The organism is Mesorhizobium sp. WSM3859, assembly GCF_002295065.1.
Classification (GTDB): Bacteria; Pseudomonadota; Alphaproteobacteria; order Rhizobiales; family Rhizobiaceae; genus Mesorhizobium.
The window spans coordinates 122,479-135,609 of sequence record NZ_NSGG01000002.1 but is presented as its reverse complement, the minus strand read 5'-3'; the positions used below and the strand labels follow the sequence as shown (position 1 = coordinate 135,609).

General features: G+C 63.0%; 14 protein-coding genes. 4 read left to right on the top strand and 10 right to left on the bottom strand.

Annotated elements, in window-relative coordinates; translation table 11 throughout:
* Nucleotides 1-22: 22 nt before the first annotated feature.
* Nucleotides 23-949 (bottom strand): hypothetical protein, encoded by a 927-nt coding sequence (locus CK230_RS04360; protein WP_095815980.1) that lies wholly within the window; start codon nt 947-949, stop codon nt 23-25.
* 222 nt (nt 950-1,171) lie between these two features.
* Nucleotides 1,172-1,798, bottom strand: coding sequence for a hypothetical protein (locus CK230_RS04355; protein ID WP_245429820.1), 627 nt, complete (start codon nt 1,796-1,798; stop codon nt 1,172-1,174).
* A 358-nt stretch (nt 1,799-2,156) separates the two neighbouring features.
* Here CK230_RS04355 and CK230_RS33970 point away from each other — a divergent pair, with 358 nt between their 5' ends.
* Nucleotides 2,157-2,738: a CatB-related O-acetyltransferase gene (locus CK230_RS33970; RefSeq protein WP_095815978.1), complete on the top strand. Its 582-nt coding sequence runs from the start codon at nt 2,157-2,159 to the stop codon at nt 2,736-2,738.
* A 21-nt stretch (nt 2,739-2,759) separates the two neighbouring features.
* On the top strand, nt 2,760-3,719 hold the full coding sequence (locus tag CK230_RS04345) for a glycosyltransferase (RefSeq protein WP_095815977.1): 960 nt from the start codon (nt 2,760-2,762) through the stop codon (nt 3,717-3,719).
* Nucleotides 3,720-4,023: 304 nt separating this feature from the next.
* Here the strand turns inward: CK230_RS04345 and CK230_RS04340 are convergent, their stop codons facing one another.
* The 3 genes from CK230_RS04340 to CK230_RS04330 all read right to left on the bottom strand — a co-directional run bounded on the left by CK230_RS04340 (nt 4,024) and on the right by CK230_RS04330 (nt 5,094).
* On the bottom strand, nt 4,024-4,266 hold the full coding sequence (locus CK230_RS04340) for a DUF982 domain-containing protein (protein WP_095816412.1): 243 nt from the start codon (nt 4,264-4,266) through the stop codon (nt 4,024-4,026).
* 284 nt (nt 4,267-4,550) lie between these two features.
* Nucleotides 4,551-4,796, bottom strand: coding sequence for a DUF982 domain-containing protein (locus tag CK230_RS04335; RefSeq protein WP_095815976.1), 246 nt, complete (start codon nt 4,794-4,796; stop codon nt 4,551-4,553).
* Nucleotides 4,797-4,890: 94 nt separating this feature from the next.
* Nucleotides 4,891-5,094, bottom strand: coding sequence for a hypothetical protein (locus CK230_RS04330; protein ID WP_095815975.1), 204 nt, complete (start codon nt 5,092-5,094; stop codon nt 4,891-4,893).
* A gap of 418 nt (nt 5,095-5,512) precedes the next feature.
* On the opposite strand from CK230_RS04330, the gene CK230_RS04325 reads away from it, so the two are divergent.
* Nucleotides 5,513-5,872 carry a metalloregulator ArsR/SmtB family transcription factor gene (locus CK230_RS04325; protein ID WP_095816411.1) on the top strand — a complete coding sequence of 120 codons (360 nt, stop codon included), beginning with the start codon at nt 5,513-5,515 and terminating at the stop codon, nt 5,870-5,872.
* Between the two features lie 421 nt (nt 5,873-6,293).
* Here the strand turns inward: CK230_RS04325 and CK230_RS04320 are convergent, their stop codons facing one another.
* The 5 genes from CK230_RS04320 to CK230_RS04300 form a co-directional block, all read right to left on the bottom strand.
* Nucleotides 6,294-7,100 (bottom strand): ABC transporter permease, encoded by an 807-nt coding sequence (locus CK230_RS04320; protein WP_095815974.1) that lies wholly within the window; start codon nt 7,098-7,100, stop codon nt 6,294-6,296.
* 2 nt (nt 7,101-7,102) lie between these two features.
* Complete coding sequence (locus CK230_RS04315; RefSeq protein WP_095815973.1) at nt 7,103-7,936, bottom strand: ABC transporter permease; 834 nt, start codon at nt 7,934-7,936, stop codon at nt 7,103-7,105.
* Between the two features lie 22 nt (nt 7,937-7,958).
* On the bottom strand, nt 7,959-9,071 hold the full coding sequence (locus tag CK230_RS04310; RefSeq protein ID WP_095815972.1) for an ABC transporter substrate-binding protein: 1,113 nt from the start codon (nt 9,069-9,071) through the stop codon (nt 7,959-7,961).
* 69 nt (nt 9,072-9,140) lie between these two features.
* The gene (locus tag CK230_RS04305) at nt 9,141-10,235 is read right to left on the bottom strand and encodes an ABC transporter ATP-binding protein (protein WP_095815971.1); all 1,095 of its coding nucleotides are present in this window, start codon (nt 10,233-10,235) and stop codon (nt 9,141-9,143) included.
* Between the two features lie 323 nt (nt 10,236-10,558).
* Complete coding sequence (locus CK230_RS04300; RefSeq protein WP_095815970.1) at nt 10,559-11,446, bottom strand: LysR substrate-binding domain-containing protein; 888 nt, start codon at nt 11,444-11,446, stop codon at nt 10,559-10,561.
* Between the two features lie 82 nt (nt 11,447-11,528).
* Here CK230_RS04300 and CK230_RS04295 point away from each other — a divergent pair, with 82 nt between their 5' ends.
* Nucleotides 11,529-13,124, top strand: coding sequence for an amidohydrolase (locus CK230_RS04295; protein ID WP_176480010.1), 1,596 nt, complete (start codon nt 11,529-11,531; stop codon nt 13,122-13,124).
* The last annotated feature ends 7 nt before the right edge of the window (nt 13,125-13,131 follow it).

Genomic DNA, 13,131 nt, shown 5'->3' with positions numbered 1-13,131 from the left:
AAGCCCGAAATCCGGTCAGCGCCTAGAAGTCTTGCGCCACCCTGCCGCTGGTGCCGCCAAGATATGTATTCCAGACATAGTCGCGGATCAGTTTTCGATGATCCGTTGTCCTGCGGTGATAACTCGGGCGGTCGGGGTAGGATACACCGGCGACATGGAAAAATGCTTCCTCGATGATCTCGTGGCGCCCGACTGCCCCCGCCATCGTCATCGGGGTTTCCCGAGCGACGGCTATGGCAACGTCGCTTGCCCTGTCCAGATGCGAGTAAAGGACCTCCCAGTTCGCGCCGCCGGTATCAAGCCCCATGTTCAAGCGGGGTTCGAAGTTCAGCTTGCGCCCCACCGTGGCGGAGAAGCGATAGAAGCAGAAGCCTGCCCATAAATTCCAGTGTCGATCGGTCGGCTTTGGCTGGTGGATGTGATTCCGACCTGGAAGGAACAGCTTGCCGTAGACGGCCTTGCCTTCCATCTTGGCCGGGATGTCAAATGGCACCACCGGGAAACAGTCATGATCGATGAAGCCGAATAGCTCGGGCTCCAGGTGCCGTATAATGTTGTGATAAGCCCAGCTTATCGCGGTTCCGTGCGATCTGGACAGGTGTTTTTCCACCCGCGTCGGAAGCGCCAAATAAGGCACGCCTCTCACCTTGCAGATGCTTTCTATTGCTTCTCTCGATGCCTGATCGGTCGAATTGTCGACCACTGCCAAGGTCATTCCCGGCGGGTGCATTTCCCAGGCCTTGGCCAGTGCATCTATGACCCAGGGCGTATTGAACGCCACCGTGAAGCAGACACGCGATGTATCAATTGCCTTGAGACGATCTGCAAAAGCACGTCCAGCAGCTCGGCCACGATATTCGAAGGCCTTGTATACTAAGCCATTTCTGACTTCCTTCGCCGTGATGACTGCCGGCGATCTGGTTATGATATCGACAATCTTCAGACCCATTTGGCCTGCATAACTTGACCTCGGGAGAAAGGGAAGTCCGCCCTTCAATCCCTTAGCCTGGCCCTTAGCCTGGCATGAATGGCTATCGGAAGGTGCCGAGCCGACAGCGCTGAACGTCCGTGGCCGAACTGGTGCCACTGCGGGCGCAAAAACGATAATGATATTCGCAACGTGCTCGATCAGCGAGACATTCTTCTTCTGCCGTGAGTTCTCACAGCCAACTTAAAGCGACCACCTATCCCGCTGGCGCCAGAGGTCCGCAGGAGTGCGCCATAAGCGATACCAGCCCGCTCTTCTTATCTGCTCGGGAATTGGAGCGTTACCGTACATCTTGAAGAACTGCAGCACGCGGGGACTGGCGAAAGCCTTCTTTCCTCGCGTGTTGTAGTCGGTGACCGGGAGGTGGTGCCGGCTGAGAGCCAGGCCGCCCTGGGAGAGCGCAACGCCGATGCAGAACTGCTCTGGCGCGTCGGTCTTGGTCAACTCGCGCACGGCCAGCATCGCGGAATAAGCCTCGGTCAACGCACCAGCATTGGCCCGATGAACGCCGAGGATTCCGCTTTGCCACATCGGCTCATGACCCGTCAGGGCGTAGTGCCCGACCTTGACGCCCTTGCCCGAGAGAACCGGGTAGAGCCGATGCTGGCCCTCGCACTTGCGCATGAAGGAGCGGGTCGGAGAAATCTGCCGAAACCCCTTGGAAGGATCGGCATAAGGGTAATGGTCGGCGTCCATGAAGATGAGGCGGTCGGCGCGCTTCAGGATTTCGATCAGGCAAGCGGCCTTGATGCCGAAATGATAGCGCCGGCCGAAAGACATCAGCTCCTTCTGGTCGGCGGTGATGGCCATCGTCTCGACGGGATATCGGTAAAAAAGCTCGGGCCTGTCGGTTGCGACGATTATTTTGGCGCCGGGGCAATTGTGCAGAAGCTTGAGCGCGCTGAGCAGCGCGCCAAGGTGATAGATCTCGTTATCGCCATACGCGATATAGCCAAAAACGTCGTTCATTCGATCGAAAGGGGAGAAGTGTCCGGGATCCTCCCCCTATCAACACATGCATCCGCGATCCACCCAAAACTTCCTCGCATGCCGGCGCGGCGGTTGCGGAACACTTGGCCGATCAGTCGCTTGCGCCCGTCCGAAGTTCCTGGTTGATGGCCCGGCCGATCCGGGGCTATGTCGGCCGGAGCGTCGGAGAGGTAACCGGATGTCAGCGCTTTCCAAATGGCTGAAGGATGTGCGCTCCAGATTGCCGGAGCATGTGACGGTCGGCCGTCACACCTACGGCGTGACATGGCGAAAGGTCTTGTTCCCTTCGAAGGACGCGCCTCTGCGGGTTGGCGCCTTCTGCTCGGTCGCCGGTCAGGTGCTTTTCATGTGCTCGGGCCAGCATCCAACCGACAGCGCCACGTCATTCCCCATCCACAGCCGATTGCTGAAGCAGCCCGAACCGATCTCGAATGGCGGCAGAGCGGGCGGCATCACCGTCGGCAACGATGTCTGGATCGGCCATGGCGCCATGATTTTGCCCGGCGTCGAAATCGGTGATGGCGCCGTCATCGGGGCAGGGGCGGTGGTCACGAAGAACGTGCCGCCCTACGCGATCGTCGGCGGTTCCCCGGCAAGGTTGATCAGATACCGGTTCTCGCAGGACATCGTCGTGAAGCTGCTCGCCATCCAATGGTGGCGTTGGGACGATAACAAGGTCAAACGCGAGGCGGGTCTGCTTACCGGCCCGATCGAGACTTTTATCGAGAGGCATTTTGTGGCAGGCACCGCAACGAAATGATGGGCAGCGGTTAGCGGAACGATGAAGTCGTGTTTCTTCCTGGCGACGGATGCCGGCTACTTTCCATATGCCTGCCTGACAGCGCGCCGGATACTGGATGTCTCCACCCCGATCGACGGCTTTCTGCTCTACACCGGTGCGAGCCAGGCGGATCTTGAAGTCGCTCGGCATCTGCTGAAAGGCAGGGTCGAGCTGGTCGATGTCACCGACTTCATGACGAATTTCGGCTTTCGCTTCGGGACCTACAGCATTGCCGCTTACGTTCGGCTCTTCGCCGATCGGTTTCCGGTATTCGAGCCGTATGACCGCATCGCATACACGGACTGCGACGTTCTCTTCAACCGGGACATCAATGACCTGGCCGGACAGCGGCTGCGCGCTCCGCTGCTCGCCGCTCACGACGACTACATGTATTTCCGGCCCTCTTACCGGCAGAAGCTCAAGCTGGCGCCCGGCGCGCCATATTTCAATTCCGGCGTCGTCGCCTTCGATATGAACGCCGTCCGGGAGAGTGCGCTGCTGGAGCGCACGCGAAAGACCGCCATCGATGGCGGGATGAATGATCAAAATGCGCTGAACGTCGCTTTCGAGGGCAAATGGCAGACGATGCATCCAAACTGGAACCTGCAGTCGCTCGGAACGAGAGAATTCCGCTTCTCGCAAGCTTGGGCCAGGCATTTCGCGGGCGGCAAGCCATGGGGCAATCAGGTCGGGGTCGAACTCGACGCGCTGCGCATCTGGCGGGATCTGGCAAGGGAGACGCCCTGGGGCAGGCCTTTCCAGCAGCGCATACCCTTCGAGCGCGGCGTGGTGAAGCGATTCTTCCGGCGCTTCGACGCGGTTGCCGGCCTGTTCGGCAAGGACGTGCAGCGCCGCAGGGCCAGATATGACGGCAGCAGGATGCACGCGATCTATGCCAGGCAGGCGGATGAAGGCGCGATGGCGGTCCAGTTTCCGGAAGTGCTTGGCGGTTTCGCCTGACCAGGGCTGCCCGCTTGCCCGATTGACCATGTGCTGTGGATAGTAACCGTGCGTTTACCATGCTCCGGCGCTGGCGTTGCGGCCCGGCGCCCGACTCGCCGAAATGGGAAGGCCTGAACCCGTCAGGCAGCCCCGAAGCCCAGCGGCCGGCGTTTTCATGTACCCCACGGGATGCGTGCTGTAACGCGTTCCGCAGTATGCGCCGGCCGTAACTTCGCCCCTATGAAAATGGAAGCCCGCCGCGGCAATGGGAAACCGCGACGGGCTTGGCGACGCCCCAACGGGACGCCATGGGAAATTGAAGCTACGCCAGAAGCCCGGCGACCTTGGCCGCCTTGCGCAGCGTCTTGCGAGCTTCCACCGGGCTGCGCAGGCCGTCAAGCGCGTCACGACAGACGCGGCTCGCCGAGCGCCAGGCGCCGTCGCGCGCCTGTCCCGGCCAGCGTTGGTCGAGGCATTCCATCGCCTCGAAGCAGCTCGATACCTTGCGCTGGCCGTTTGGCTGGAAATCGATCACGACTGGTTCGGAAAACCAGACATCGTTCATCACTTTCTCCATTGTTATGATCGTCTTTTGGGCAAGCAATCAGCGCCGGATGGCGCCGATGCAGGCCGAGGGCGATTGCCGACCCGCGCGTTAACCAACCACCACGCATTAGGTTCCGAAGAATTTCGAGGCGATGATGGGCAGCGTCGGGACGAGCTCCTCAGCGATGCCGGATGGCCGAAATCGTGTGACCAAAGTCACTGCAGCACCCTCGCGGGCTGCGCTAATGAATCCGGCAGGCTTTTCTATCGATAGGCAGGCTCGCAATACGCCGCCGCCATGTCCTATTCGACCAGCACATGCGCTTCGCGCGCGGCTGCGATGAAGGCCTCCCTGGCGGCGTCGGCCGGGACGTCGCCGCGGATCGCCCGGCGGCAGGCCCGCAGCGCCTCGCCATGCAGCGCGCTGCCAGCATCGCGCCATTGGCCGGTCAGCAGTTCGGCGGCTTGTTCGGCGTTGGATATGTGGCGGATCGAGCCGGAAACGCCGACGGCGACTTCAACCGGCCTGGAGAACCATCCCTGCATCATCGCAACCTCCCGAACATATCGGAACGCGATGTTCTACCGTTGCGTTCCGCGTCAACTTAAGGTGAAGCTGCCTCGCGCGGGCGGAGCACGCTGTTCATCTTCCAAGCGGCCTGCGCGAAAGCTCGATCAGTTCCGCCTCGTCGGTAATGCCGGCCATGTAATTGGCGATGATGCGCGAGGCGCGTGCCTCCTTCTGCTCGGCGGTCTCGCCCTTGATGCTGCCATTCTCATAGACACGGCCAAGCATCGCCGTCTCATCGGGAGTGAATGTGTTGCGGGCATTGGACGCAATGGACATGGCTTCCTCCTTGAGCCGGGCTCCTTTCTTGCCCGGTTAATATTAGCATGCTTCACGGTTGAGCGTGAGTCGCGGCAAGGTAAGCTTGCCATGCACTTCGGCTGGCGCCGCCGTTGCAAGCGGCTGGCCGCCATTTTGCCGAGCCTCGTTATATTCTTGCCGAACAAGCGCTGCGCTGATACGCATTAGCAGCGCGGAATTTTTCCGAGTCTGCATTGACTTGAGCCCGAAAAACGCCGCGCGTTCTGTCCGAGACCAGCGACTCCGGCGTGGTGGCAACCGGGTTACGACGGGGTTCTGGTCGAAAAAGAAGCAGGGCAGGTCCCGTGTCGAATCGGGGCATGCCCACCAACGCTCTGGAACTCTGAAGCCATTTGCCCCCATGGCCTTCGGAAGAGCATGAACCATGGGGAAATCGATGGTTACGAAGAAACTTACCGCCAACGCAGAAAGCGCGGCAGCCTTTCTTGCGGTGATGGGCAACGAAAAGCGCCTGCTCATCATGAACTACCTGGCCCAGGGTGAACTCTCTGTCGGCGTGCTCGCCGACAAGGTCGAACTCAGCCAATCGGCGCTGTCGCAACACCTGGCCAAACTTCGCAGGTTTGGTCTGGTCGAAACCCGCCGCGATCGTCAGATGGTCTACTATTCCTGCAAGTCTTCGGCGGCGCGCGAACTTCTGGCGCTGCTCGACGGCCTGCTGGCCACGGACAAGCCGCTTGCCGGACCGGCAAGGCAGGCCTTCGTCGAGAGGATGCGGCGGCCGCAGGCCGCCTGAACGGCCTGCTACGCACGGGCGAGGCCGGGGGGCCTTCGCCCGGTGCGGCGCCTTGATGGCGCAGACTGCAATGACGCGGGCCGCGTCGCGACGCTGCCCGGTTCTCCATCACCTCCAAGCCGCTCCGCCGGCCGGACAGACGCTTCATCACGTTTCTTTGACAAGCGCAGTCTCGATGTCGGATGCTCCCGGCAAGCCGCTGATAGAACACGTTTTTCTTGCGCGGTTGGGCGCGTGGACCGACCGAAGATTACGGATTTGTAAGTCGCCCGGCTGAGCCTTGTTGGCTAGATTTCGAGTCGATCCACACCCCCGGATCATGACGGTGCCGAGCTTCCACTTCGGCTCCGTAAAGAGGCTCGCCGCTCCGGCGGGCCTCTTTCGTTTGTGGATCGGGCAATTCCGGGAAGATGTGGGAGCTCTACGGCGACGCCTTCTGTCTGGTGATCACGCTCCTCACCGCGAGCACCAGCACGGTGATGACGATCAGGATCACCGAAAGCGCCGCGATCGCCGGATCGATATTATCGCGCAGGCCCATCCACATCAGGCGCGGCAGCGTGATGGCGTTCACCGAGGTGATGAACAAAGTCACGCCGATCTCTTCCCAGGAGAGCACGAACGAGAGCAGGGCGGCGGTGACGATGCCGAACTTGATGTTGGGCATGATGACGCGCGTCGCGCGTTCCCACACGCTGGCGCCAAGCCCGCGCGCGGCCAGGTCGATACGTCGGTCGAGCTGGCTGAGCGAGACCAGGATGAGCACCGTGGCGAATGGCACCGTCATCACCGAATGCGCCATCGCGACACCCAGCCACGTATCATAGCCGAAGAACGAGGTGAGGCCGGAGACCGAGGTGAGCAGGAAATAGAGCGTGACGGCTGAGACTACCGGCGGCACCACCATCGGCAGCAGTACGAAGCCGACGAGAGCGGCGGTGAAACGCGGCTGGAACATCCAGACGCCGAGGCTGAAGGTGAGGGCAAGCGCGGTGGACAGGATGCTGCTGACGACACCGATCCTGAGCGAAAGCAGGATCGACTCCAGCCAGCGCGGATCCTCGATCAGCGAGCGGTAGTGGCGGAGCGACAGTTCACCCGTCGGCATGGTCAGCATGCGGCTCGGTGTCAGCGACACCGGGATGACGGCAAGCAGCGGCATCAGCAGGAACAATGCCACGAGCACGGCGAGGGCGAGCGAGACGGGACCGGGACGGTAGGTCGGCATCACTACACCAGCTGCTTCGGTTTGACGTAGCGGAAAAGCAGCGCCATCAGCGCGCCGACGAACACCACCAGCACGACGCTGATCGCCGCGCCCAGCCCCCAGTCCGGGCTCTGGAAGATGCGCAGATAGATCAGCTCCGCGATCATCACGGAGCGGCCGCCGCCGAGGATTGCCGGCGTGACGAAGAAGCCGAGCGAGAAGACGAAGGTGATCATCGCAGAGCCGATGATGCCGGAGCGCGTCATCGGCACGAACACCGTCCAGAAGGTGCGCATGCGGCTGGAGCCCAGGCCGCGCGCCGCAAGCAGCACGCGCTCATCCAGGCTGCGCATGGCGGATGCCAGCGGAAACACGGCGAAGGGGATCAAAAAATGCGACATGCCGACGATGACGCCGAATTCGTTGCGCACCAGGGTCAGCGGCTCCGAAATGAAGCCGATCGACTGCAGCCAGGTGTTGATGAGGCCGCGGTTGGATAAAAGCGCCACCCAGCCGAAGGCGCGGGTGAGTACGGAAATCCAAAATGGCACCAGGATGCAGAATTCGGCCAGCACGCGCTGCACCGGGCTGCCGCGCACCCACACCACCGTGATGGCGTAGGCTGCGGTGACCGAGACGAGAGTGACGATCGCCGCGATGCGCAGCGTGCGGATGAACACAGACTGCACCAACTCGTCGGTGAGCAAAGCGTGGTACTGGCCGAGCCCGGGCGTGGGAAGCGTAAAGCTCCACTTCACCACGCCAAGGAACGGCCAGGCATAGGCAAGGATCAGGAACAGGAGCAGCGGCGCCATCAGCACCGCCGCGCCCATCCTGTCGGAGAGGGTGCCTCTCATAGGTCTGAAAATCTCGGCCTGATCAGGCAGAGATGATCTTGGTGTATTCGTCGAGCGCCGCGCCGTAGTTCTTGGCGTACCACTCCATGTCGAGCGCGATCTGCTTCTTCATGTTCTCCGGATCAACCGGATTGATGCGCTTCTTGTCGGCCGGGATCAGCGCGTCGGTGGCCGGATTGGCCGGGCCCTGGCCGAGCTTGTCGAACATCACCAGTTCCTTTTGCGGATCCTGGGTGCTGGCGATGAACTTCATCGCCGCATCCTTGCCGCCGGGATTGTTCTTGAGCACCGCCAGCGCGCCGGGCGAGATCAGGCCCTGGTCCCAGATGAACTTGATCTGGCCGCCTGAGTCCTGCTCGATCAGCGAGGCGCGCGTCGACCACACGATCGCCATCGAGGCCTCGCCGTTGAGCAGCACGCTCTGGCTTTCGGCGCCGCCGCCCCAATAGGAGACGACGTTCTCCTTGAAGGCGGCGATCTTGTCATGGGCGCGCTTCAGGTCGAGCGGGTAGAGTGAGGCGGGCGCCACGCCGTCGGCGAGAAGAGCCGCCTCCCAGCTCGACACGCCCCATTTGTAGAGCGAACGCTTGCCGGGGAATTTCTTGACGTCGAAGAAGTCGGCCATGCCGGTCGGCGCGTTGGAGCCGAATTTCTGCGAGTCGTAGGCGATGACGTAGGAGAAGAAATAGGTGGACGCCGCGTACTCCCAGCCGAAGCCCGGCCGCATCTTGCTCTTGTCGACGACCTTGTAGTCGATCGGCTCGAGCATGCCCTGGCCGCCGAGCGTGATGGCCGAGAACGGATCGACGTCGACCAGGTCCCAGGTCGGCGCGCCGCTCTTGAACTGCGCGGCGATGGCGCCTTCGGTCGGGCCCGAGCCGTCCATCTTGACCGGGATGCCGGTGTCCTTGGTGAACGCCTGGCCATAGGCGGCGTCGTAGGCGGTGATGGCGTCGCCGCCCCAGTTGACCAGCACCAGCCCTTTGGTCTCGGCATAGGCGCCGGTCGAGCGCAGCAGCATCGGCGTGCCGGCAAGCACGAGGCCGGCAAGCTGCGCGAACTGGCGCCGCGAGATCTCGCCGCGCTTGGTCCGCTCGGCGAGGGATTCGATCGTCTGTTTCTTTGTATCGCTCATGTTAGTTCCCCTTGTTGTCGTTGATATGGATCCGGAAGCCGGTGCGGCGATATCAGGCCGCAGCGGCGCTCATTGTCCTCCGTCCGGAAGGAGGAAACCCTTTTCGGCCGGCCAGGTCAGCCAGACGGAATTGCCTTTGCTCAAGGCCGCGGCCGCGACCTCGTTCGGCACCGAGACGGTAACCTTGGCGCCCTGGCGCGTTGTCAGGTCGAGCTTGGTCGCGGCGCCCAGATAGGTCGAGGCCACGGCTGTCGCGGCAATGCCGTTCTGGTTGACTGACGCTTCCGGCGCGATCGACATGTCCTCAGGGCGGATCGCGAGGATGGCGTCGCCTTTGATCGCTTCCGCCTTGCAGCGCATGTTGACCGCGCGGTCTTCGCAGAGCCCTGTGGCGCCATTGTCGGCGGGGCGCACGCCCTTCACCGGCAGCATGTTGATCTCGCCCAGGAACTCGGCGACGAAGCGGTTCGCCGGCCGGTCATAGACCTCGTCCGGCCTGCCCACCTGCAACAGCTTGCCGTGGTTGAAGATGGCGACGCGCGAGGACAGCGCCAGCGCCTCGCTCTGGTCGTGGGTGACGAAGACGAAGGTGGTGCCGGTCTCCTGGTGCAGCCGCTTCATCTCGGCCTGCATCTGGCCGCGCAGGCTCTTGTCGAGCGCCGAGAACGGCTCGTCGAGCAACAGCACGCCCGGCCCGAACACCAGCGCGCGAGCGAGCGCTACGCGCTGCTGCTGGCCGCCGGAAAGCTGCGCCGGCAATTTCTTCTCGTGGCCCTTGAGGCCGACGCGCTCGACCATCTCGCCGACGCGGGTTTTGATCTCGGCGGCGGATTTCTTTCGCACCTTGAGTGGGAAGGCGATGTTCTGCTCCACGCTCATATGCGGAAACAGCGCATAGCCCTGGAACACCATGCCGGCGGCGCGCTGCTCGGCCGGGCGGTTGGTGATGTCGACGCCGTCGCTGAAAAGCTTGCCCTCGCTCGGCTGCACGAAGCCGGCGAGGATCATCAGGAAAGTGGTCTTGCCGGAGCCGGAAGGGCCAAGCAGCGTCAGGAACTCGCCGCGGCCGATATCGAGCGACAGATTGTCGAGCGCCCGGAACGAGCCGAAGCTCTTGCCGATCCCGTTCGCTTTGATTTCTGCGGCCCGGCCGGGTTGCTGCATCCTGGCTCTTTCCTCAGTTCCCGATGAAATCGTAGGCATGGCTGCGGCTCACCGCAACCGAATAGTTTTCGCCTGATCGGCAAATTTGATTCACGGGTGGGAGAGAGGAGCCGCGCAGGAGCTGCCAATCTCCCCCCTTGTGGGGGAGATGCCCGGCAGGGCAGAGGGGGGCGCGAAGGGACGCTACTTTCGCGGCAATCTGTCCCGGGCGCAACCGGCGATGTGCGGGTTCAAAATAGCGGATAGGCTGGCGGGACAGCGCCCCCCTCTGTCCTGCCGGACATCTCCCCCACGAGGGGGGAGATTAGCTAATCGCAATCTGCCTAAACCCTGCTTTCCGAAAGCTTCGCCCTCAGCCAGTCACTGAAGGCATTAAGCACTGGGTGCCCCGCCTTGGCGTGCTCGAAGACCAAGAAATAGGCGCGCGGCGAGGGCACTGACGCCTCGAACGGCTTGACCAGCCGGCCCTCGCTCAGTGCACGGCGGCCGAGCAATTCGTCGCCCAGGGCGATCCCTTGGCCGGCAATCGCCGCCGAGAAGACGAGGTTCATGTCGGAAAAGAAGATGCCGCCTTCGGTATCGGGATTTTCCACCTTGGACAGCGCCAGCCAGCGCGCCCAGTCCTCGGTGTCGCTGAGATGCAGCAGATTGGCGCGCAGCACGTCGGCGGGCTTCGCAAAGCCTCCGACCTTGTTGAGCAGCGTCGGGCTGCAGAGCGGCATGAAAGAGACCTCGCAAAGCAACTCCACCGCCCGGTTCGGCCAGTTGCCGACGCCGAAGGCGATGAAGGCGTCGGCGTCCGGATTGCTGACATCGTCGAGCCGCCGTGGCGTGAGTACGGACAGCGCCACATCCGGATACATTTGCTGGAACTCGCCGATATGGGTGCACAGGAACATCGAAGCGAAGCCCGGCGGGCAGGAAATGGCGAAGGAGCCGCCGACGCCAGCGCCGTTGGTCTGCGTGCCGGCGTCGCCTAGCACGGTCAGCGCCTTGCGCACATCCGAAGCGTAGCGCTGGCCGCGCGGCGTGAGCGCCACGCCCTTGCCGATGCGCTGCAACAGATCGAAGCCGAGATCGCGCTCGAGCAGCCGAAGCTGATGCGATACGGCGCTGCGGGTGAGGTGGAGTTCGTCGGCGGCGCGCCATACGCTGCCATGACGGGCAAAACTGTCTAGGGCGCGCAGCGCCTGCGTGGACGGTATTCGCAAGAGGCCTCAGGTGAACCGAATTTGCACGAGCCGGGAAAACATATCACTTTTTGACAAGCCGCTTCACTGCTTTCTTTGCGGCATGGACAAACCGGTGACGAGTTCCGCGCAGGAAACCGCCCTTGCCACGATCGACAGCATCCAGCCGCTGCTGTCGGCCTGGACGCGCACCATCTTCGACTTCGGCGAGACCGCCTGGCGCGAGTACCAGTCGGCAGCCTGGTATGTCGACCGGCTGAAGCGCGAGGGCTTCTCGGTCGAGGAAAGGTCGGGCGGCATGCCGACGGCCTTCTGTGCGCACTGGACGAATGGCGAGGGCCCGGTGATCGGCATGTATGGCGAGTACGACGCCGTGCCCGGAAACTGCCAGGATGCAGCGACGGTGAAGCAGCCGCGGTCCGGTCTGGGCTTTGAGGCAGGCGGCCACACCGATCCGCATTCGGGTCTCGGCATCGGCAGCCTTGGCGGGCTTCTGGCCACCAAGGCGGCTATGCTGGAGCACGGCATCAAGGGCACGCTTCGCTTCACCGGCGAGCCGGCCGAGAAGGTGAGGGGCTCGAAGCCGATCCATGCGGCAAAAGGCTATTATGATGGCCTTGCCGGCATGATCTCGTTCCATCCCTTCTACATGCTGCCGCTTTGCAACACCGCGCGCTGGGACACGCATTGCGGCGCCGCCTATTCGATGATCTATCGCTTCGTCTGCGACGAACCCGAGAACTGGGGCCGCGCGGCAGGGCATGGCGCGCCGATCCCGCAAGCGCACTCCGCGGTCAGGGCGCCCGGCGCCAACGACGCGCTGATGATGATGTACATGGCCTCCAAGGCGCTGCGCGATTCCATGCTCACCCATCAGGGCGGCTGGTCGATCAGCGAGGCGATCCTGACGGCAGGGCAGGCGACGGCCGACAATTTGCCGGCTGGCCTCGCCGAGATCCAGTACATGATCCGCGTGCCGACCATTGCCATGGCGGGGCAGGTCACTGCCGTGCTCGACCGCAACGCCGAAGCGGCGGCAAAGATGAGCGGCTGCCGCTACGAGCGCCACTGGGTGTCGAAGTCGCGGCCGGGGCTCGCCAACCACGCCATGGCCGACATCACTTATCAGGCGCTGTCGACCGTCGGCGCGCCGCAATGGAACGAAGAGCCGAGGGCCATTGCCCGCGAGGTCCAGGTCAACGCCGGCGGCGAGGCGACGGAAAACCCGTTCATCGATGAACTGGAACGGCTGATCACGCCGCAGGAGGCAGAAGCGATCCTGCGCCGCGACTTGCCGCCGTCGCAGGTGAACTCCACCTCCGACGATTACACCGACATGAGCTGGCACGCGCCGACGTCGCGTTTCTATGTCGCCCGCCCGGCATTGCGCGCGGCCAAGGGCCATGTCTATCCATCCTGGGCGATGAACGCGCTAGGCGGTATTTCCGCCACCATCGATCCGATGGTCACCTGCGCCGCCAAGACCGTCGCGCTGACGGCGCTGCGCCTGCTGGAGGACAAGGCCGCGCGCGACGCCGCCATGGACGAGTTCGTCGAGCGAACCGGCGGCGGCGTCGGCGGCTCGAACTGGATAGCGCCGCTTTGCGACTACGAGGCGCCGATCAACTTCCGCTGGCCGGAATATGTCACCACGCCGCGCGGGCGGGACTGGTGGATCCCGGCTGCTTCCACCGCATGACAACAAA

Coding starts and splice junctions, on each gene's coding strand:
- CK230_RS04340 (WP_095816412.1), bottom strand. CDS start 4,266: ATGAACGATGTCTGGTTTTCCGAACCAGTCGTGATCGATTTCCAGCCA.
- CK230_RS04315 (WP_095815973.1), bottom strand. CDS start 7,936: ATGAGAGGCACCCTCTCCGACAGGATGGGCGCGGCGGTGCTGATGGCG.
- CK230_RS04295 (WP_176480010.1), top strand. CDS start 11,529: ATGGACAAACCGGTGACGAGTTCCGCGCAGGAAACCGCCCTTGCCACG.
- CK230_RS33970 (WP_095815978.1), top strand. CDS start 2,157: ATGTCAGCGCTTTCCAAATGGCTGAAGGATGTGCGCTCCAGATTGCCG.
- CK230_RS04335 (WP_095815976.1), bottom strand. CDS start 4,796: ATGATGCAGGGATGGTTCTCCAGGCCGGTTGAAGTCGCCGTCGGCGTT.
- CK230_RS04355 (WP_245429820.1), bottom strand. CDS start 1,798: ATGGCCATCACCGCCGACCAGAAGGAGCTGATGTCTTTCGGCCGGCGC.
- CK230_RS04345 (WP_095815977.1), top strand. CDS start 2,760: ATGAAGTCGTGTTTCTTCCTGGCGACGGATGCCGGCTACTTTCCATAT.
- CK230_RS04325 (WP_095816411.1), top strand. CDS start 5,513: ATGGTTACGAAGAAACTTACCGCCAACGCAGAAAGCGCGGCAGCCTTT.
- CK230_RS04310 (WP_095815972.1), bottom strand. CDS start 9,071: ATGAGCGATACAAAGAAACAGACGATCGAATCCCTCGCCGAGCGGACC.
- CK230_RS04330 (WP_095815975.1), bottom strand. CDS start 5,094: ATGTCCATTGCGTCCAATGCCCGCAACACATTCACTCCCGATGAGACG.
- CK230_RS04305 (WP_095815971.1), bottom strand. CDS start 10,235: ATGCAGCAACCCGGCCGGGCCGCAGAAATCAAAGCGAACGGGATCGGC.
- CK230_RS04320 (WP_095815974.1), bottom strand. CDS start 7,100: ATGCCGACCTACCGTCCCGGTCCCGTCTCGCTCGCCCTCGCCGTGCTC.
- CK230_RS04360 (WP_095815980.1), bottom strand. CDS start 949: ATGGGTCTGAAGATTGTCGATATCATAACCAGATCGCCGGCAGTCATC.